Annotated in this window: 19 protein-coding genes; 6 read left to right on the top strand and 13 right to left on the bottom strand. The window is 66.7% G+C overall.

Translation table 11 applies throughout. The features are described 5' to 3' along the window. Positions 1-6: 6 nt before the first annotated feature. The 7 genes from QT386_RS08255 to QT386_RS08225 form a co-directional block, all read right to left on the bottom strand. Positions 7-795, bottom strand: coding sequence for an outer membrane lipoprotein-sorting protein (locus tag QT386_RS08255; RefSeq protein WP_289273276.1), 789 nt, complete (start codon positions 793-795; stop codon positions 7-9). Positions 796-878: 83 nt separating this feature from the next. Beyond that, entirely contained in the window at positions 879-2,132 is a 1,254-nt protein-coding gene (locus QT386_RS08250) for a DUF445 domain-containing protein (protein ID WP_289273275.1), read from the bottom strand. Positions 2,133-2,167: 35 nt separating this feature from the next. Beyond that, a complete protein-coding gene (locus QT386_RS08245) occupies positions 2,168-2,887 on the bottom strand; it encodes an Abi-alpha family protein (protein ID WP_289273274.1) in 720 nt (239 codons plus the stop codon). Further along, positions 2,884-3,636: a hypothetical protein gene (locus QT386_RS08240; RefSeq protein ID WP_289273273.1), complete on the bottom strand. Its 753-nt coding sequence runs from the start codon at positions 3,634-3,636 to the stop codon at positions 2,884-2,886. Before QT386_RS08240 ends, QT386_RS08245 begins: the two co-directional genes overlap by 4 nt. Continuing rightward, a complete protein-coding gene (locus tag QT386_RS08235) occupies positions 3,633-4,361 on the bottom strand; it encodes a hypothetical protein (RefSeq protein WP_289273272.1) in 729 nt (242 codons plus the stop codon). Before QT386_RS08235 ends, QT386_RS08240 begins: the two co-directional genes overlap by 4 nt. 9 nt (positions 4,362-4,370) lie before the next feature. Beyond that, positions 4,371-6,557: a DUF1302 family protein gene (locus QT386_RS08230; protein WP_289273271.1), complete on the bottom strand. Its 2,187-nt coding sequence runs from the start codon at positions 6,555-6,557 to the stop codon at positions 4,371-4,373. Beyond that, entirely contained in the window at positions 6,544-7,017 is a 474-nt protein-coding gene (locus tag QT386_RS08225; RefSeq protein ID WP_289273270.1) for a DUF4282 domain-containing protein, read from the bottom strand. Before QT386_RS08225 ends, QT386_RS08230 begins: the two co-directional genes overlap by 14 nt. A 176-nt stretch (positions 7,018-7,193) precedes the next feature. On the opposite strand from QT386_RS08225, the gene QT386_RS08220 reads away from it, so the two are divergent. Next, complete coding sequence (locus QT386_RS08220; RefSeq protein WP_289273269.1) at positions 7,194-8,234, top strand: AraC family transcriptional regulator; 1,041 nt, start codon at positions 7,194-7,196, stop codon at positions 8,232-8,234. On the opposite strand, the gene cysG is transcribed toward QT386_RS08220, so the two are convergent. Continuing rightward, a complete protein-coding gene (gene cysG, locus QT386_RS08215; protein ID WP_289273268.1) occupies positions 8,218-9,594 on the bottom strand; it encodes a siroheme synthase CysG in 1,377 nt (458 codons plus the stop codon). The genes QT386_RS08220 and cysG overlap by 17 nt on opposite strands. A 19-nt stretch (positions 9,595-9,613) precedes the next feature. Then, a complete protein-coding gene (locus tag QT386_RS08210; protein WP_289273267.1) occupies positions 9,614-10,411 on the bottom strand; it encodes a sulfite exporter TauE/SafE family protein in 798 nt (265 codons plus the stop codon). Positions 10,412-10,511: 100 nt separating this feature from the next. On the opposite strand from QT386_RS08210, the gene cysB reads away from it, so the two are divergent. The 5 genes from cysB to QT386_RS08185 all read left to right on the top strand — a co-directional run bounded on the left by cysB (position 10,512) and on the right by QT386_RS08185 (position 15,032). Next, positions 10,512-11,498, top strand: a complete 987-nt coding sequence (gene cysB / locus QT386_RS08205) for an HTH-type transcriptional regulator CysB (protein WP_289273266.1) — start codon at positions 10,512-10,514, stop codon at positions 11,496-11,498. Positions 11,499-11,587: 89 nt separating this feature from the next. Beyond that, the gene (locus QT386_RS08200; RefSeq protein WP_289273265.1) at positions 11,588-13,258 is read left to right on the top strand and encodes a nitrite/sulfite reductase; all 1,671 of its coding nucleotides are present in this window, start codon (positions 11,588-11,590) and stop codon (positions 13,256-13,258) included. A gap of 8 nt (positions 13,259-13,266) precedes the next feature. Beyond that, positions 13,267-13,761, top strand: coding sequence for a DUF934 domain-containing protein (locus tag QT386_RS08195; RefSeq protein ID WP_289273264.1), 495 nt, complete (start codon positions 13,267-13,269; stop codon positions 13,759-13,761). A 259-nt stretch (positions 13,762-14,020) separates the two neighbouring features. Then, the gene (locus QT386_RS08190; RefSeq protein ID WP_289273263.1) at positions 14,021-14,806 is read left to right on the top strand and encodes a hypothetical protein; all 786 of its coding nucleotides are present in this window, start codon (positions 14,021-14,023) and stop codon (positions 14,804-14,806) included. Positions 14,807-14,834: 28 nt separating this feature from the next. Beyond that, positions 14,835-15,032 carry a hypothetical protein gene (locus QT386_RS08185; protein WP_289273262.1) on the top strand — a complete coding sequence of 66 codons (198 nt, stop codon included), beginning with the start codon at positions 14,835-14,837 and terminating at the stop codon, positions 15,030-15,032. A 99-nt stretch (positions 15,033-15,131) separates the two neighbouring features. On the opposite strand, the gene serS is transcribed toward QT386_RS08185, so the two are convergent. The 4 genes from serS to lolA form a co-directional block, all read right to left on the bottom strand. Continuing rightward, entirely contained in the window at positions 15,132-16,403 is a 1,272-nt protein-coding gene (gene serS / locus QT386_RS08180; RefSeq protein ID WP_289273261.1) for a serine--tRNA ligase, read from the bottom strand. Positions 16,404-16,489: 86 nt separating this feature from the next. Further along, entirely contained in the window at positions 16,490-16,867 is a 378-nt protein-coding gene (gene crcB, locus QT386_RS08175) for a fluoride efflux transporter CrcB (RefSeq protein ID WP_289273260.1), read from the bottom strand. Further along, positions 16,864-18,198: a replication-associated recombination protein A gene (locus QT386_RS08170; RefSeq protein WP_289273259.1), complete on the bottom strand. Its 1,335-nt coding sequence runs from the start codon at positions 18,196-18,198 to the stop codon at positions 16,864-16,866. Before QT386_RS08170 ends, crcB begins: the two co-directional genes overlap by 4 nt. After that, positions 18,195-18,818 carry an outer membrane lipoprotein chaperone LolA gene (gene lolA / locus QT386_RS08165; RefSeq protein ID WP_289273258.1) on the bottom strand — a complete coding sequence of 208 codons (624 nt, stop codon included), beginning with the start codon at positions 18,816-18,818 and terminating at the stop codon, positions 18,195-18,197. Before lolA ends, QT386_RS08170 begins: the two co-directional genes overlap by 4 nt. Between the last annotated feature and the right edge of the window lie 334 nt (positions 18,819-19,152).

Here is a 19,152-nt window from a genome sequence, read left to right as displayed (position 1 = left end):
GGCCTCTCAGCGGGTCTTATAGAAGCGATTAGGCCTGAACAGCTCTGGCGCCAGCGGCACGTCCACGCGGTCGTTGCGCAACCGGATTTCGGTGGTGTTGCGCTCGCGCAGGTCGGTGAGGATAGCTCGGCCCGGGGCCCAGCGGCCGTTGACCTGGCGCACCGAGGCGGGGTCGACCTCCAGCTTCTTCCAGGGCACCCCGCCATAAAGATCGGCCTTCAGCGGCAGGCACCAGGCGTTGTCGATGGTGAGGTCGAGCCGGTCGTAGAGGATGTCGGGGTCGTTGCCGGCGGGTAGGAAGCGCCACTGCTCCACGGCACGGCCGCCACTGTAGCCGCTGCCGATGCGCGACAGCTTGCCGCCGTGCAGGCCGCTGAACAGGAACTTGAGATCGAAAGCCGACAGGCCACTGCCGAACAGGCTCTGGGCCACCGTGGCGCCGGTCACCTGCCGCACCTTGCGCACGGCGGGCAGGTAAACGTAGTAGTCCTCCTTGCCCTTGCGCGTGACGAACAGGTAGGCGGCACCGGCGAGGTCCGCCGGCGCGGAGAGCCGCAGCGTGGCCTGGTGGCCCTCGGAGTCGCGCTGCCAGTACCAGCTGCCGACCAGCTCGCGCACGGTACCGCCGGCATCGGTCTGGCGCAGGGTGATGTCCTGCGCCAGCGACTTCTGCGGGAGATTGGCGGCCAGGCAACTGCGCAGCGCGGCCTCGTCGCGCGCGGCGGCGGCCGGACCCGGCAGGGCCGCCGCGAGCAGCGAGCCGAGCATCCAGGCGGAGCGCAGCAGCTTGGCCATGTATCGTTTCTCCCGATACCGAATAAAGAAGCCCGGTGCCTTGGGGATCACCGGGCAATGGCGGATCAATCCGCTGCCGGCGGTCAGTGGACCGCGAAGTGCAGCATCACGTGTACCTGCAGCTCGCCGACCAGGAAGCCGAGCACCGCGCCGACCGTGATCAGGATCCATTCGTCCTGCTCGAAGGCCGGGTGCAGCAGGTTCTCGAATTCCTCGACGGTGAGGTCCTGCATCTTGGTGGCCAGGGTCCGCTCGAGGTCCATGGCGTCGTGCGCGTATTTCTCGACGTGCTTCATGGTGTCCGGCAGGCGCTTCATGATCTCCTGCGAGACCAGGCGCTTCATCTCCTGGTACTTGGAGCTGCCCACGGCCAGCACGACGAAGGGCTTGGCCACGCCGGACTGGGCATCGACCACGCGCTGCACCTGCTTCTGGATCATGCCGAACAGGCGGTCCGACAGCGGGCCGCGCAGCACGGCGTCGATGATGTTGTGCGGCGTGACGATCTCGGCGGCGATCAGGCGGCCGTACTCGGCGGAGACTTCCAGGCGACGCTTGAGGAACAGGCCCTGCCAGGTGAACAGGCCACCCAGGTACTTGGTGGGGTGCTTGGGGTTGAAGATCATCTTCAGCGCCAGCCAGTCGGTGAACCAGCCGGTGAAGCCGCCGAACAGCGGCATGACCCAGACGTTCTGGGTGATCGCCCAGACCACGGCCTGCACGCAGCCGATGGCGAAGCCGAGGAACAGGCCGGAGTTGCGGATGAAGCGAAACTCGCCGGCGCCGGCTTCCAGGAAGATGCGGTTCAGCAGCGGCTTGTCGCGCAACAGGTTGCTGACTACCATTTCCTTGAGATCGAACACCGAATTGATGTTGGACTTGATGTCCACCATGATCTGCCGGACGATCTCGGGCGCCTCTTCCTGGATACGGTTGATGATCATGCGCTTGACCGTCTCGGGCGCGGCCTCCCAGAGCCCAGGCGCATACTGCTCGGCGACGTTGCGCGTGATCTCCTCCACGGCTTCGAGCAGGGGCTTCTCGATCTCCTGGGCGATGCGGTCCGGGTCCAGGCGGTCGAACACGTCCTCCGGCTTGATCAGCTTCTGCGTCATGGTGTCGCAGGCGATGCCGGCCATGATGGCGGCCTTGCGCGGCACGATGCCCTGCCAGCCCAGGTATGGCGGCTTGATGCCGACGAACTCGATCGGTTCGAACATCATCCGGATCGCCACGATCTTGGTGACGTAGCCGATGATCGCCGCCACGAACGGCATCGACGCATACAGGAACCAGTTCTGCTGTACGTCGACAACGATTTCTGCCCAGCTTTGCATGTCTCTCTCCCCTACCTATAGCTGCTTTGTTCTTTCTAGCCCACCGAAGCGGCGAGCGACCCGTCAAGGTCCTCGGTGATGCGACCGTCTTCCCAAAATGCGCGCCCGAGCGCCGACAGCATCAGCACCCGCCGCACGATATGACCCTTCAGCCCGCCCTTGTGCAGCCGGGCGATGCTGTCGCGCACGGGCTGCTCGGTTTCCAGCATCTCGTACTGGACGCGGCGCGCGGGGTCCTCCGGGCCGGTGTCCACCAGGCCCAGGGCCCGCAGGCGTCCGATGTAGACCGGCGTGGTGTCGTTCCACTGCACGCCGGCATTGCGTCCGATGTTGCTGATCCACTCCACGACCGGCTCGGCGGTGAAGCCGATGCGAGAGCCTGCCAGCACGTGGATCACGGGATACGTTGAGCCGTCCGATAAGGCGGACAGCAGGCGCGCTTGGACGGGTACCAGCTGCGAGGTCACCCAGCCGAAGTACTCGGCCTGGACCTCGTCGCGACCCTGCTCGGAGGAGCGCTGCAGCAGGTCCTGCAGGCTGGCCCCGCCCAGGGAACGGTCCGCCACCGAGCGCATGGCCACCGCCAGCACCGAGACCGAGCTCGGCGGCTCCAGCCGGTCCATGCGTCGCTTGAGTTGCTGCAGCAGGCCGCGTTCCACGGCCTGCAGGCGCTCGCTGGCGCGGTCCGCCCCCGGCAGGCGCCGCAGCAGCTTCGCCACCCGCCGGCCTGCACCGCTGTCACCCAATGCCTTCATGATTCCCCTCGCCCGGTACCTGCTGAGCCGGCTGCGGCGGCTGGCCCCTCGGCCGCGGCCGGCATGCGCTCCAGGCGCAGGCCCTTGATGCGCAGGCCAAGGTCGGCGTGCTTGACGATCACCGGCACCGGCTCCTGCGGGAAACGCACGTCCATGCCGAAACGAGCCAGGATCGGCGTGGTGATCTCGCGCACGGCCTTCAGCCGCGTCTTCAGCACCGTGTCCACCGGCGCACGGATGCGTTGGTCCAGCGCCAGGCGCAGCGGGCCACGGTAATTCAGGCGAATATTCGTATCCACCGGCACGGTGAACGACACCGGCTGCTCGAAGCGCAGCGGAATGCGTGCCTTGAACTTCACGTTGCGCAGGCGCTTGACGTTCTGGTAGGTGAAGTCGGTGGTGCCCTCGATGTCGGCATAGGTATCCACCGGCACCACGCCACGGTAGCGGATCACCATGCGGATCGGCACCGAAGTGTCCAGCTTGATGTCGGCGTCATAGTTGCCCTTGAGGGGCAGGTCCAGGGTCTGCTTGAACGGCACCTGGGCATCGATGTAGCCGTCGAGCTTGATGGTGATCTTGTTGGTGGCTTCGGCACTGACGCGAGCCTGCGGTGGCAGCAGGACGTGGCCCGGCTGGTCGCTGAGCGTCAACCGCACGACCAGGTGCAGGTACAGCCAGAAGCCCAGCGCGGCGCCTCCCGCCGCCAGCAGCAGGCCCAGCCCCAGCTTGGCCAGCAGGCGCATCACGGCGCCGGGTCCTGGGCCGCAGGCGCAGGAGCGGCATCGTCGCCCGCGGTGCCCAGGCGCAGCGTGCGCAGCGGCAGGCGCAGGTCGGCCTCGGTGATCACCACCGGCGCCGGATCCGGCACGGTGATACGGGCCTGCAGCGCCGACTTCACCGGCACGTCCATCTTGCTGCGGATGGGAATGGTGGCGGCGATGTCGGCCTTCAGCGGCACATCCAGCGCCTGCTTGAGCTTGGCCTCCACCGGCGCGGTGAACTTGAGGTGCACCATCTGGTCGACCGGGATGTTGAGGTTGACCGGCACCTTGGCCTTCACCGGGATCTTGCCGCGCAGCGGCAGGTCGTGCGTATCACCCAGCAGGTCGGCCTTGACCACCGTGTTCACGTCGAGCAACTGGTCGATCACGATGTAGTCCTTGACCGGCACGTTCATCTTGATCGGAATCTCGCTGTCGAAGCTGGCGTTGACGCGCAGCGTCTCCTCCACCGGAATGCTGATGCGCTGGTCCACCGGCACGGTGGTGGTGATGGCGGTGTCGATCTCGATCGACAGGTCGTTGAGCACGTCGGCGTTGACGCTCAAAGGCTCGGGCAGCACGATGATGGCGGGCTGGTCTCGCAGCATCAGGCGTGCATCGACGTTGCGGAACACCCACCAGCCAGCGATGGCGCCGCCGATGACGGCGCCCAGCAGGATCGCGAGGAAGAAGATCGTGGTTTTGCTCACGGGAATGTCCTAGAAGCGCATGCCGATGCTGGCGGTGAAGAAGTCGCGGTCATGCAGCGTGTTGCGATTGCCGCCGCCAAACATGAAGGCCTGGGCCAGGCTGGCGTCGAAGTCGCCGTAGCTCAGGCGCACGTCGAGCACGGCCAGCTTGCGGCCCTCCAGGAAGTTCTCACCCAGGCCTGGCGAGACACCGGAGACGTCGTGCGTAAAGACCAGGAAGGGCCGCAGGTCGAAGCCCTGGATGAGGACGTCCTTGTAGTGGAGCATGGTGCCGAGGCGATAGCCCCAGGAGAAGGCATCGACATAACCACCGGTGTTGCGCACCGGGTTGATGTGCAGCGCGTTGCCGGTATCGGCCGCGCCGGGGCCGGCGTGGGTGTCGGTACCCGGCCCTTCGAACTGCAGCCTGGAGCGCGACGGCAGGTTGAGCACGCCGATGGCGGTGAACTCCGCCAGCACCAGCGCGTCGGTGGTGCCGAGGAAGGCGCTGTTGCCGAAGATGCTGGTCAGGCCCAGCGAGCCCTGCAGCACCTTCAGGCGCTCATAGCCGCGGATGTACTGCCCGGCCTCGATCTCGCCCGGCGTGCCGCCGCGATAGGCGGTGAGGAAATCGGGGATGCCGGTGCGCGAACCCGGCACCGTGGTGCCCAGCAGGTTCGGTGCCGTGAGCAGGCCCTGCAGCGCGCTGATGACGCCTGGCAGGTTGCCGGCGGCACCGGCCGCCACGTTGAGGATGTTGCCCGGGTCCTGGATCGCCGCCAGCAGGCCCGGCAGGGTATCGGTGGTGCCGAACAGCGGGATGTCCTGGCGCGGTAGCGCCGGCTGCAGCGCGGCGAACAGCACATCTTCCAGGTCCACCTGCACCGGCTGGTTGGGCCGGTAGGCCAGCTCGCCGCGCACGGCGACACCGCCCACCAGGCTGCTGAAGCTCAGTCCGAAGAGCTTGATGTCCTCCGGGTAGTCCAGGAAATAGCGCGCGGTATCCAACGGCACCGCCTCGCGCAGCTGCGTGCCGGGCACGCCGCAGGCCGCCATGAAGCTGGTCAGGTCCACGGCGTCGATGCCGGCCGGGTTGCCCTCGCGGCGCGTGCAGCTGGGTTCCGCTGCGTAGGCGCTGGCCGCGGGGATGCGCGAGTGGTAATTGGCGAAGTAGACGCCCAGCTCCGAGCCACCCAGCCATTCCGGGTGGAAGTACAGTGCCATGCCGTACTGCCCCAGGTCGTCGGGCTCGCGGTTGGGCGCGCGGCGCAGCGTGTAGCTGGTCTGCGTCACCAGGGCGAAGACGTCGTTGGCCGGCGTGCCGATCTGCTGCGGGTCGTAGGGTGCCTTGCCGAACGGGGCGATGATGCCCTCGTTCTCCGTCACCTCGTTGCCGGCATTGAAGAACGAGAAGAACGAGCCTCGCGGCGGAATACCCACCGGGCGCCATTCGAGCTGGTAGAATGCCTCGGCGCTGAGCTCGTCGTTGACCGGGCCGCGCACCAGCAGCATGCCGACCGGACGATAGACCTCGTCCAGGTCCTGCCCAGGGCGCGTCAGGTTGTTCACGTCCGGCGGGTTGATGACGTTGAGGCTGCCCTGGGTGACGAAGCTGGACTCGCCCCAGACGATGCGCTGGCGGCCGATGCCGATGTCCACCGGCTGGCCGAAGATGTCGAAAGTGTCCTGGATGTAGGTATCGAGCAGTTGTAAGCCATAGCCGATCTCCTCCCGGGTCTTGCTGGGGCGCTTGCTGCGCACGACCTGCCCTGGCTGCGGACCCGCCGTGACGATCTGGTTGGGGTGGTATTCCTTGAGATCGGCATTGACCGGGTCGTAGAACGCCAGGCCGCCGATTTCCATCAGCAGGTCGCCGCGGCGCAACTGGAAGCGCGAGGTCCACTTCACTGGTGCGGAGATCAGGTCGCCGCGGTCGTAGTTGAGGTTGCCCTCGTCGTAGACCGAATTGAAGGCGCCGGGCGCCGCCATGTAGCGCTCGTTGGGCGCGGTGTTGTTGGGGCTGGCGGAGAGGCAGTCGTCGCTGGCGCAGAGTTGCGGATCGAGGTTGGATTTGCCGATCAGTGCGGGATCACGCGCCTCGGTGCGGATGGCGGCGCCGAGCGTGAGGCGGTTCTTCCACTGCGATTCCCAGTCCTCCGCGGCGGCCAGGCCCGGCAACAGCAGCGCCAGCAGCAGGCAGCGCTCAATCACGGTCACGGGACTTTTCCTCGGCGTCGCGGCGGCGGCTGCGCCAGAACTGGATGCGTGGAAGCGGCAGGTCCTCGACACGGTCGGCGATCGATTCGGTCTGGCCTCGCAGGGTATGGAGCTGCTCCATAAGCGACTCCATGTGCACCACGATGCGGAACAGCGACAGCAGCGACTCCAGTACCACGCGCACGATGACGATGCCGGCGATGGAGGTGATGGGCATGATCAGCAGCAGCCAGACCAAACCCTCGGCCAGGGACTGCTGGAAGGCCCGCAGCGCCATGAACAGGTTGAGCGCCAGCACGGCACCGACGCAGACCACGTAGATCGCCGGGGCCATGGAGGTGGTGATGATCTGCCGCAGCTGCCAGTCGGTCAGGCCACGCAGGATGTCGGCCAACCCGAGGCGGGCGGCCTGCCAGCCGGAATCACCCCGGCCAGCCTCGTCTTCGGTCTGTCTGTTCAACCCCATTTCTCCGCCAGCACCCGGGCTTTTCTATTTATTTTCAGCTCTCTGGGAGATAGTCTGAATATTTATTCATGACCTCACCCAAAGCGGGAGGGCCATGACCGCAAACTTAGCGACAATTCTTCCAGCGGATAATGGCACAATGAGCCAGAAATAGGCATTTGGGGACAACGGTGTCGGCCTACTGGGACTATCCGCGGAACATCTGCAGCGTACGCGTGCTCACCGAGGTGGCGGCGGAGCACGGCATGACAGCCGCCCAATGCCTGCGCGGCACGCGCCTGGACCCTGCCCTGTTGCAGGACCATACCGCCATGGTCGCCGCGCACGACGAGCTGCAGGTGATCCGCAACATCCAGCAACGGCTGGGCACCTCGCTGCCGCTGGGCCTGGACGCCGGCCTGCGCTACCACCCCACCACCTTTGGGGTCTGGGGCTTCATGATCCTGTCCAGCCCGACGCTGCAGTACGCGGTGGACCTCGGCCTGCGCTACCTGCGCCTGACCTCGTTCTACTGCCGCATCCGCCTGGTGGTCCAGTCCGACGGCGAGCTGCAGATCCTGGCGGACGATTCGGAACTGCCGGCGGATGTGCGCGACTTCCTGCTGGAACGCGATGGCGCCACGCTGATGAACCTGGCCAGGGACATCCTGCCCACGCGCTTCACGTTGACGCAGGTCGATACGCGCCTGGCGGCGCCGGCCTACCACAAGCGGGCGGAGGCGCTGTTCGGCCGGCCGATCGCCTACGGCCAGGCACAGAATCGAGTCGGCATCCACCGCACGATGCTGGACTGGAAGCTGCCGCAGGCCGACCTGCCGATGCGCCGCATGTTCGAGGCGGAGTGCGAGCGCCTGCTGCAGCGCCACCAGGCGCTGGCCGGCATCGCCGGCCGCGTGCGCGAGCGCCTGCTGCGCGACCCCAACCGCATGCCGACGATGGACATGGTGGCCGCCGAATTCAAGGAAACCGCGCGCACACTGCGCCGCCGCCTGGAAGCGGCGGGCACGCGCTTCGAGAGCCTGGTGGAGGAGACCCGCCAGTCGCTGGCCGAGGAACTGCTGCGCGGCACCAACCTGGCCATCTCGGAGGTGGCGGAACGCCTGGGCTACTCCGAGCCATCCACCTTCATCCGCGCCTTCAAGCGCTGGAAGGCGGTGTCGCCGCAGCGCTACCGCAAATCACCGCAGGCGGACCTCAGCGCCCCGCCTTGAACCACTGCAGGCGTTCGCGCAGGCGCACGACCTCGCCCACGATCACCAGGGTGGCGCCCTTCACATCCGAGCCGGCAACCTGTTCGGGCAGGTCGGCCAGCGTCGCCGCCAGCACGCGCTGCTGGCGCGAGGTGCCGTCCTCGACGATGGCGGCGGGCCAGTCCGGCGGCAGGCCGTGGGCGATGAACTGGCGGCACAGCTCTGGCAGCGTCGCCAGGCCCATGTAGATCACCACGGTCTGGCCGCGACGGGCGAGCTGGTCCCAATGCAGGTTCAGCGTGCCGTCGGCCCGCGCATGGCCGGTGACGAAGATGCAGGACTGGGCGTAGTCGCGGTGGGTCAGCGGGATACCGGCGTAGGCGGCGCAGCCGCTGGCGGCGGTGATGCCCGGCACCACCTGGAAGGGAATGCCGCGCGCGGCGATCTGGTCGATCTCCTCGCCTCCACGACCGAAGATGAAGGGATCGCCGCCCTTCAGGCGCAGCACGCGCTTGCCCTGCTCCGCCAGCCGTACCAGCTCGGCGTTGATTTCGTCCTGCGGCACGGTGTGCAGGTTGCGCTTCTTGCCGACGAACAGGCGCTCCGCATCACGCCGCACCAGGTCCAGGATCGCGGGCGACACCAGGCGATCGTAGAGCACCACGTCGGCCTGCTGCATCAGGCGCAGGGCGCGGAAGGTCAGCAGGTCCGGATCGCCGGGGCCGGCCCCTACCAGGTAGACCTCGCCGCGCGGCGGCACGCCGCGCAGCAGGCTCTCCAGCTCAATGGCGGCGGCGCTCTCGTCGCCCACGAACAGGCGCTCCGCGCCGGGGCCGTCGAGGAAGTCTTCCCATAGCTTCCGGCGCGCCTGGGGCGGCAAGGCCTTCACCCGCGGGCGCTGGCGCCCCATGAACTCGCCGAGGCGGCCATAGGCCACCGGCAGCAGGGTCTCGATGCGCTCGCGCAGGCGCCGCGCCAGCACCGGGGCGGCACCGCCGGTACCGATGGCCACCGTCACCGGCGCGCGCTCGACGATCGAGGGCGTGATGTAGGTGGACAGCTCGGGGTCGTCGACGACGTTGACCGGGATGTTGGCGGCAATGGCCGCGGCGGCGACACGGGAGTTCAGCGCCAGGTCGTCGGTGGCGGCCACCACCAGGCGGCAGCCGATGACAGCGGCAGGATCGAACTCCGTGCTGGCGTGGGCCAGCTCGCCGCTGGCGGCCAGCTCGGCCAGTTCGGGGTTCAGTTCCCGGGCGGCCACCTCGATCCGGGCGCCAGTCTTGCGCAGCAGGCGGATCTTGCGGGCGGCGACTTCGCCCCCGCCGATGACCAGCACCCGCGCCTGTTTCAGGCGCAGGAATATCGGGAAGTGTTCCATGCGCGCAGTTTAACGCGCGTCAGTGGGCGAAGAGCTTCCAGAGCATGGTCAGCGCAATGAAGATCAGCAGGCTGGCGATGGTCTTCTTCAGCGCCTTGTCCGACAGCTTGAACCCGATGCGGCTGCCGATCCAGATGCCCGGCAGGGCGCCGATCAGCAGGAACACCAGCATGTTGTAGTCGACCGTACCGATGCCGGCATGGCCGATGCCGGCGATGCCGGTGATCAGCACGGCATGCGCCAGGTCGCTGCCGACCAGCCCGATCGGGGAATGCTTCGGATACAGGATCAGCAGCATCATCATGCCGATCACGCCGGCGCCGACCGAGGAGATCGCCACCAGGGCGCCGATGAGCACGCCGCAGACCACGGTCATGGGCCGCTGGCCGGCACCGTGCAGCCACTCCACGAAACCGCCCTGGTGGCGCTGTAGGGCTTGCCAGAAGCGATCCTGCAGCAGCGAGACCGTGGCCGTGACCAGCACGGCGATGGCCAGCACCAGCTTGATCAGGTGATCCAGCTCCTTGTCGGCACCGTGCTCCCGCAGGAACAGCAAGGTCAGCAGGGCCGCGGGCACGCTGCCGGCCGACAGCCAGCCGACGATCTTCCAGTCCAGCGAGCCGTTGCGGCCGTGCAGGACCACGCCGAAGGCCTTGCTGATGCTGGCGTAGAGCAGGTCGGTGCCGACGGCCACCGCCGGGCTGATGCCATAGAACAGGATCAGGATCGGCGTCATCAGCGAGCCGCCACCGACGCCGGTCGCACCGACCGCCGTACCCACCACGAGTCCCGCCAGGGAAAAGGCCCAATCCTGCATGCTATCGCCACCAAAAAGAGCGGCAAGCTAGCATGGAGCTTTAGCCCACGAAAGAATTATTGGCTATAGTGTTATTTCCCGATCGAATATGGGTGCGCCGATGAAGCTCCGCCAGCTCCACTACATCCACGAGGTGGCCCGCCGCGGCCTCAACGTCACGGCCGCTGCGGAGGCGCTGTTCACCTCCCAGCCCGGCGTCAGCAAGCAGATCAAGCTGCTCGAAGAGGAATTGGGCGTCGACGTCTTCGTGCGTAACGGCAAGCACCTGTCCGAGATCACCCCGGCCGGCAAGCGCATCCTGGACTACACCGCCCGGCTGCTGGCCGAGGCCGACAACATCAAGAACGTGGCCGAGGAGTTCCGCGATACCGACCGCGGCGATCTCTCCATCGCCACCACCCATACTCAGGCGCGCTACGCCCTGCCCCAGGTGATCCAGCGCTTCCGCAAGCTGTACCCCAAGGTCACCCTGCACCTGCACCAGGGCTCGCCGCCGCAGATCGCCAAGATGGCGGCCGAGGGCCAGGCGGACTTCGCCATCGCCACCGAGGCCATGCACCACTTCGACAGCCTGGTGATGCTTCCGTGCTACCAGTGGAACCGCTGCGTGCTGGTCAAGCCGGACCACCCGCTGGCGGCGATCCGCAAACTGACCCTGAAGGACGTGGCGCAGTACCCCATCGTCACCTACACCTTCGGCTTCACCGGCCGCTCCAAGCTGGACCAGGCCTTCGCCGCCCGCGGCCTGAAGCCCGACGTGGTGCTGACCGCCGTGGACGCCGACGTCATCAAGACCTATGTCCGCCTGGACATGGGCGTGGGCATCATCGCCAACATGGCCTACGACGAGCGCGCCGACAAGGACCTGAAACGCCTGGCCGCCAGCCATCTGTTCGAGCCCAGCGTGACCCATATCGGCTTCCGCCGCGGCATGTTTCTGCGGCGCTACATGTATGATTTCATGTCGGTTTTCGCAGAGCATCTAACACATGACCTGGTCGACGAGCTGACCGGCATCGCCGACCATGACGCCCGCATGCAGCGCACCCAGCAGCTGATCGACCCGGCGGCCCTGCCGGAATCCTGAGCGGCGGCAGGGGCGATCGCCACCGAAAGCGAGCATAAGCAGGAGCCTGTTATAATTTTGGGCTCGCTACCGCGCTTTTTGAGGCAGGCATGTACCGTTACGATTCTTTCGACCAGCAGCTGGTGGACGACCGCGTTGCACAGTTCCGCGGCCAGACCGAGCGTTTCCTCGCCGGGCAACTCCCCGATGACGAGTTCCGCAGCCTGCGCCTGCGCAATGGCCTGTACGTGCAGCGCTTCGCGCCGATGCTGCGTGTCAGCATCCCCTATGGCCTGATCTCGTCCAGGCAGATGCGCATGCTGGGTCATATCGCGCGCAAGTACGACAAGAACTACGGTCACTTCACCACGCGACAGAACATCCAGTACAACTGGCCGAAGCTGGAGACGGTACCCGACATCCTTGCGGATCTGGCCAGCGTGCAGATGCACGCGATCCAGACCTCCGGCAACTGCATCCGCAACATCACCACGGATCACCTGGCCGGCGTTGCCGCCGACGAGCTGGTGGACCCGCGTCCCTACTGCGAGATCACCCGCCAGTGGGCCACGTTCCATCCCGAGTTCAACTGGCTGCCGCGCAAGTTCAAGATCGCCTTCTGCGCCTCCGAAACCGACCGTGCGGCCACGCGACTGCACGACATCGGCGTGTTCATCGTGCGCAACGAGCAAGGCGAGCTGGGCTATTCGATCTACGCCGGCGGCGGCCTGGGCCGCACGCCGATCGTGGCCCCGAAGATCCGCGACTTCCTGCCCGAGATGGACCTGCTGTCCTACCTCGAGGCGATCCTGCGCGTGTACAACCGCCTGGGCCGCCGCGACAACATCTACAAGGCGCGCATCAAGATCCTGGTCAAGGAAACCGGCCCGGCCAAGTTCACCGAGCTGGTGGAGGCCGAGTGGGCCAAGATCCGTGACGGCGAGCTGAAGCTGACGCGCGCCGACTTCGACCGTATCGCCGCGCACTTCGACGCGCACCCCTATGTGGCCGGCAGTGACGCCGACACCAGCTTCGACGCCGCCGTGGCAGCGGACTCGGCCTTTGCCGCCTTCGTGAAGCGCAACGTCAAGGGGCACCGCGTGCCCGGCTACAAGGCCGTGTTCGTGTCGCTGAAGGCGCCGGGTGTAGCCCCGGGTGACATCACCGCCGAGCAGATGGAGCTCGTGGCACAGCTCGCCGACGACTACAGCTTCAGCGAGATCCGCTCCACCCATGACCAGAACCTGGTCCTGGCCGAGGTGCGCCAGCAGGACGTGTACGCGGTCTGGAAGGCGCTCAGGGCCCAGGGCCTGGCCACGCCGAACATCGGCCTGCTGACCGACCTGATCTGCTGCCCAGGCCTGGATTTCTGCTCGCTGGCCAACGCCGGCTCCATCGGCGTGTCGGACGAGATCACCGATGCCTTCGAGTCGATGGACGATCTCTACGACATCGGCGAGATGAAGATCAAGATGTCCGGTTGCATGAACGGTTGCGGCCACCATACGGTGGGCCACATTGGCATCCTCGGCGTCGACAAGAAGGGCGAGGAGTGGTACCAGGTGACGCTGGGCGGCTCCGCCGAGAACGACGCCACGCTGGGCGACCGCACTGGCCCGTCCTTCGACCGTGCGCACATCGTGCAGGCGGTGGAGCGCATCATCGAGGTCTACCTCGACCAGCGCTCCAGCGAGGACGAGACCTTCCTCCAGACCTACCGCCGCGTCGGCATGACGCCCTTCAAGACCCGCCTGTACGCCGACGAAGCCGTGGCGGCCTGAGCTTTCCCATGACCCACCTGATCCGCGACCAGCAGCTGGTCGAGCACGACTTCCCCCTACTGGCCGACGACGCCGCCCCGCCTGCCTCGGGCAAGCTCATCGTGAGCCTGGAGCGCTGGCGCAAGGACGCCGCAGAGTTGCGTGGCCCCGGCCTGGAAGTGGGCGTGCGCATCCCCAACACGGTCAACGTGGAAGATATCTGGGCGGAGATATCCGATCGCCCCCTGATCAACCTGGAATTCCCGGGCTTCGCCGACGGCCGCGCCTATTCCCAGGCCCGGGTCCTGCGCGACCGCTATGGCTACCGGGGCGAAGTCCGCGCCAGCGGAGGCGCCGTGGTGCGCGACCAGTTGCACAGCATGGCCCGTTGCGGCATCAATGGCTTCGAATTGCGCGCGGACCAGGATCCCCAGGTCTGCCTCAAGGCCTTCGAGGACTTCGGCCTGGCCTACCAGCCGGCGGCCGACGGCGCCCTGACGGTGCTCCGTCGCAGGGCATCCTGAGGCTCGAACCATGACGCGCTTCACAGGCGTGAAGCACGTAATCGCCTAGACTCGACCCGTCGTGCCGGCCATGCTCCGTTTCGGTGCTGCCTGGGCAATTCGTTCATCGGCTGTTCAGGTGCTAACCCTCTGTTCATACAACCCAAAAAGGGGGGCACCGAGCTCGCATTCGCCGTAAGAATGTGCTTTAATTTTTTAAGGCATCCGCACAGCGGAACGCTTTGAATAGGGTCTTAAGCAATTTCAAGGGGATTACAACATGCGTTCCGAACGCTCCACCAACGTCAAAACCGTCCTCGCTGCTAGCGCCCTCGTCGCTGGCGTTCTGTCCAGCGGCGTGGCCACTGCTCAGTCTTCCGCCGCTGCTTCCGGCGCCACCAATGCTCCGGCCGTCGCCGCGCCCGGTCTTTCGATCGGCTCGCCGATCGGCTTCGGCGCCAGCTGGGGCGACATCGGCATCGGCGTCGGCGGCCAGACGCTCCCGAACACCGCCGCCGACGATGTCGACGGTTCCGCTGCCCTGGTCGTCGGCCTCGGCGATGCAGACAAGTATGTCGGCCTGGAAGCCGTCGTGGACGTCATCAGCCTGCGCAACGATTTCGGCGATGATGGCGCCTTTGCACTGAAGCTCCACACCAACCTGCCCGGCAACGCCGCCTTCGCCGTGGGCGTCGAGAACGTCGGCCGCTGGGGCCGGGCCAAGACCGGGACGTCGAGCGTCTACGCCGTGGGCACCAAGTTCTTCAGCCTGGGAAGCATGCCGCTGGCCGTGAACCTGGGCATCGGCGACAACCGTTTCAACGACAACGGTGACACGGGCGCCAACGTGTTCGGCGGCCTGGCCCTGTACGTGCACCCGCAGCTCTCGCTGATCAGCGACTGGACCGGCAGCGCCCTGAACCTGGGTATCTCGGCCGTTCCGCTGCGCTCGATCCCGCTGGTACTCACGCTGGGCGCACTGAACGTGACCGGCGAGAACCAGGGCGCTCAGTTCGGTGACGACACCGAATTCGGTGGCGCTCTGGGCTACACCTTCCGTTTCTAAAAACCTGCTTGACCGCGAGGTATTCGACATGAACATCCGTAACCTGCTGCTCGCCGCCTCTCTGGCGGTGGTTTCCAGCGCTGCGTTCGCCGGCAAAGCCCCGACCACCCTCGGCGGTTTCCAGTCCAGCGGCAGCGTCGTCATCACGCTCGGCACCGTCAAGGCCTCCGACGCCGCTCGCAACGACAAGGACGCCGTCGAAGAGAGCAAGAAGGAAGAGAAGTAAGCTTCCTGGCTTCAACAAAAAGGCCCGCAGCTCATGCTGCGGGCTTTTTTGTTGGCTGCACCCTGGAGAGCAAGTCTCCGGGGTGCAAGCACGCCGGGTTCAGGCCGTGATGGCTTCGACGCCGTCCAAGTACGGGCGCAACGCCGCCGGAACCTCCACGGAACCGTCCGCCCGCTGATAGTTCTCCAGGATCGCCACCAGGGTGCGCCCCACGGCCAGGCCCGAACCGTTGAGCGTATGCAGCAGTTCCGGCTTGCCGTTGGCGCCGCGGTAGCGCGCCAGCATGCGGCGCGCCTGGAAGTCTTCGCAGTTGGAGCAGGAGCTGATCTCGCGGTAGCGCTGCTGCGACGGCAGCCAGACCTCGATGTCGTAGGTCTTGGCCGCGCCGGCACCCATGTCGCCGGTGCACAGCGCCAGGACGCGGTACGGTAGCTCCAGCTTCTGCAGGATCGCCTCCGCATGCCGGGTCAGCTGCTCCAGCGTCTCGTAGGACTGCGAGGGCTCCACCGCATGCACCAGCTCCACCTTCTCGAACTGGTGCTGGCGGATCATGCCCTTGGTATCACGGCCCGCAGAGCCCGCTTCCGAGCGGAAGCAGGGCGTGTGCGCCACCCAGCGGCGCGGCAGCGTCTCCGCCGCGACGATCTCCTCGCGCAGCAGGTTGGTGACCGGCACCTCGGCCGTCGGGATCAGGAACCACTCCTGCTCACCCTTGAGCGCAAACAGGTCCTCGCCGAACTTGGGCAGCTGGCCGGTGCCGCGCAGCGAGGCGGCATTGACGATGTACGGGACATACACCTCCTCATAGCCATGCTCGCGGGTATGCACGTCGAGCATGAACTGCACCAGGGCACGGTGCAGGCGCGCCAGGCCGCCGCGCAGCACGGTGAAGCGCGCGCCGGTCAGCTTGGCGCCGGCGGCAAAGTCCATCTGGCCCAGCGCCTCGCCGAGATCGGCGTGGTCCTTGGGATTCTCGATGCTGCTCGGCGTGCCCCAGCGGCGCACCTCGACGTTGTCGTTGTCGTCCTTGCCGTCCGGCACCGAGGCGTGCGGCAGGTTCGGCAGCCGTAGCGCGAAATCCTCGAACTCCGTCTGCAGCGCGGCCAAGGCTTGCTCGTTATCGCCAAGCTGGCGCTTGAGGGCGTCCATGCTCTCCAGGATCGGCGTGACATCCTCGCCCTTGGCCTTGGCCTGGCCGATCCGCTTGGAGCCGGCGTTGCGCTCGGACTGCAGGCGCTCAGTCTCGGTCTGGAGCTGCTTGCGGCGAGCTTCCAGGGCATTGAAGCGGTCGAGATCGAAGACAAAGCCGCGGCGCGCGAGCTGCGCGGCGACCTGCTCCGTCTGGCTGCGGAGAAGCTTGGGGTCGAGCATGGGAGGAGTCCGTGATTCTTGTGGCGCGTATTGTAGGCGCCGGGGACGCCGGAGCCTACGGGTAATCGGCCTGCCGCATGGCAGGCTCAGGCGTAGCGACGCACCAACAGCAGCCCCACGACACAGGCCGCCAGGCACAGGACCAGGTTCAGGGTGGCATTGGCCGCGGCCGCGGCCAGCTGCCCCTCCTCCGCCAAGCGCACCGTCTCCAGCGAGAAGGCCGAGAAGGTGGTGAAGCCGCCCAGGAAGCCGGTCATGAACAGCGCCCGCCACTCTGCGGCCGCGTCGAAGCGCTCCACCAGCAGGGCATAGGCCACGCCCGCCAGCAGCGAGCCGCCGACATTCACCGCCAGCGTGCCCCAGGGAAAGCTCACCGCGCCCAGGGCCGTGGCCCAGCGCACCACCGCGAAACGCAGGACGCAGCCCAGGCCACCGCCAAGGAAGACCGCGAGCCAGGCATTCACTTGGGGGCTCCCTTCTTGGCCGCTCGCAGCTGCTCCAGCTTCTCGGCGATCTTGATCTCGAAGCCGCGGCGGGTCGGCTGGTAGAACTCGGTATCCCGCAGGCGGTCTGGCAGGAACTGCTGGCCGGCGGCATGACCACCCGCCTCGTCGTGATCGTAGCGGTAGCCTTCACCGTAGCCGAGGTTCTTCATCATCTTCGTCGGCGCATTGCGGATGTGCATGGGCACCTCCAGCGTACCGGTCTGCTCGACCACGGCGCGGGCCGTGTTGTAGGCCGTGTAGACCGCATTGCTCTTGGGCGCCACCGCCAAGTAGACCACCGCCTGGGCAATGGCCAGTTCGCCCTCGGGGCTACCCAGGCGCTCGTAGGTGTCCCAAGCTTCCAGGCAGAGCCCCTGCGCACGCAGGTCCGCTAGGCCCACGTCCTCCACCGCCATGCGCGTCACGCGGCGCATCAGGTAGCCAGGGTCGGCACCGCCGTCAAGCATGCGCGCCAGCCAGTACAGCGCCCCATCCGGGTCGCTGCCGCGCACGGACTTGTGCAGGGCCGAAATCTGGTCGTAGAAGTTTTCGCCCTGCTTGTCGAAGCGGCGGAACCCGCGGCCGATCAGCCGCTCCAGCAGCGCGTCGTCGCGCGAGGCTTCGGCTCGAGACAATTCCACCGCCGTCTCCAGCAGGATCAGCGAGCGCCGCGCATCGCCGTCAGCGGCTTCGGCAATGCGTTGTAGCCAACTCTCAGGGATCCCACCCTCGCCTGCCCCCAGCCCACGCTCCGCGTCGCCCAGCGCGCGGCGCAGCAGGTCCAGGATCGCGGTCTCGTCCAGCGCGCGCAGCACGAACACGCGCAACCGCGAGAGCAGCGCCGCGTTGAGCTCGAAGGAGGGATTCTCGGTGGTGGCACCGACCAGTATCACCGTGCCATCTTCAACAAAGGGCAGCAGCGCATCCTGCTGCCCTTTGTTGAAGCGATGAATCTCGTCGATGAACAGCAGTGTGCGCCGCGGCGTCAGCCCACTCCGTTCCGCCTGGGCCGCCGCCATCGCCTCGCGGATGTCCTTGATGCCCGCCATCACCGCCGACAGCGTCAGGAACTGCGCATCGCTGTGCTGTGCCAGCAGCCGCGCCAGCGTGGTCTTGCCCACACCCGGAGGACCCCAGAACACCATCGAGGGGATGCTGCCCGCCTCCAGCAGCACGCGCAGTGGCGCGCCCGGCCCCAGCAGATGATCCTGGCCGAAGACCTCGCCCAGCACGCGCGGGCGCATGCGCTCGGCCAGCGGCTGTGCCGGCTGCGTGCTGCGCGCCGCCGCCGTGGTGCGCGGTGCGCTCATCCGCCCCCGTCCACCACTTCGACGCCCTTGGGCGGGGTGAAATTGAACTGCGCCGCGTCCAGCTTGGTATTGGACCTGATCGCCGTGAAGCGAATGTCCGTGCGCCCACCCAATTGATCATGGAAACGCATGCGCTGCGGCACGCCATTGGCCAGCCACAGCTCGATCGACTTGAAGTCGCCCTCGGATGACTTGGGCAGCAGGCGCACGACGCTGGCGCCGTTCTCGGTGCCGCCGTCCTGCAGCGTGTAGGCGTCCGACAGCAGCGCCTTCTGCGACAACAGCGCTGCCGGCGTGCCGTTGAGCGCCTGCTCGGCCGAACGCACCGTGACCTGTGCCAGGTCCGGATCGTAGAGCCAGATGCGCTTGCCGTCGCAGATCATCAGCTGGCTGTAGGGCTTCTCGTAGGTCCAGCGGAACTTGCCCGGCCGCGACAGCGCCAGCTTGCCGGAACTACTGCCGGTGACCTTGCCCCCCTCGTCCGTCTGCACCTGGCTGAAGTCCGCCGTCAGCGTCTGCACGCCGTCCACGAACTTGCGCAGCGTGACCTGGGGATCGTCCGCCTGCGCAGGCAGCGCGGCGGCCAGGCCCAGCAGGGCGGCGAAAAGGCGAAGCTTCATGGTGGTGATTCCGTTCAAAAATGACAGCTCCAGTATGTAACTACGCCCTGAATCGGTTCTGAATCCAAATCTTGATGAGCGACAGCGAATGCTTTTGACGCTCGGGCCACTTCCAGAAGCGCCCGCCTGGTGGTCGGGCGCAGCGTCGAGCCGGACAGGACGTCCGGCCGAGGACACGCAGGCCATGGATGGCCTGTGTGTCCGACCTATCGCGCGCGACCGCCAGGCAGGTTGCCCCGCCAAAGCGGGGCCGCGGATGGAGGGTGTCGCTTCTTTTGGTTACTTTTCTTTGGACACGCAAAGAAAAGTAACTTGCCCTTAGGCGAAACCAACC

Source organism: Solimonas sp. SE-A11, from assembly GCF_030345715.1.
In the GTDB taxonomy this organism is placed as follows: domain Bacteria; phylum Pseudomonadota; class Gammaproteobacteria; order Nevskiales; family Nevskiaceae; genus Solimonas_A.
The sequence above is the reverse complement of the archived record's forward strand: the minus strand, read 5'-3'. Positions and strand labels throughout refer to the sequence as shown.

Coding starts and splice junctions, on each gene's coding strand:
- QT386_RS08210 (WP_289273267.1), bottom strand. CDS start 10,411: ATGCAGGATTGGGCCTTTTCCCTGGCGGGACTCGTGGTGGGTACGGCG.
- QT386_RS08185 (WP_289273262.1), top strand. CDS start 14,835: ATGAACATCCGTAACCTGCTGCTCGCCGCCTCTCTGGCGGTGGTTTCC.
- lolA (WP_289273258.1), bottom strand. CDS start 18,818: ATGAAGCTTCGCCTTTTCGCCGCCCTGCTGGGCCTGGCCGCCGCGCTG.
- QT386_RS08245 (WP_289273274.1), bottom strand. CDS start 2,887: ATGAAGGCATTGGGTGACAGCGGTGCAGGCCGGCGGGTGGCGAAGCTG.
- QT386_RS08190 (WP_289273263.1), top strand. CDS start 14,021: ATGCGTTCCGAACGCTCCACCAACGTCAAAACCGTCCTCGCTGCTAGC.
- serS (WP_289273261.1), bottom strand. CDS start 16,403: ATGCTCGACCCCAAGCTTCTCCGCAGCCAGACGGAGCAGGTCGCCGCG.
- QT386_RS08195 (WP_289273264.1), top strand. CDS start 13,267: ATGACCCACCTGATCCGCGACCAGCAGCTGGTCGAGCACGACTTCCCC.
- QT386_RS08170 (WP_289273259.1), bottom strand. CDS start 18,198: ATGAGCGCACCGCGCACCACGGCGGCGGCGCGCAGCACGCAGCCGGCA.
- cysB (WP_289273266.1), top strand. CDS start 10,512: ATGAAGCTCCGCCAGCTCCACTACATCCACGAGGTGGCCCGCCGCGGC.
- QT386_RS08250 (WP_289273275.1), bottom strand. CDS start 2,132: ATGCAAAGCTGGGCAGAAATCGTTGTCGACGTACAGCAGAACTGGTTC.
- cysG (WP_289273268.1), bottom strand. CDS start 9,594: ATGGAACACTTCCCGATATTCCTGCGCCTGAAACAGGCGCGGGTGCTG.
- QT386_RS08255 (WP_289273276.1), bottom strand. CDS start 795: ATGGCCAAGCTGCTGCGCTCCGCCTGGATGCTCGGCTCGCTGCTCGCG.
- QT386_RS08200 (WP_289273265.1), top strand. CDS start 11,588: ATGTACCGTTACGATTCTTTCGACCAGCAGCTGGTGGACGACCGCGTT.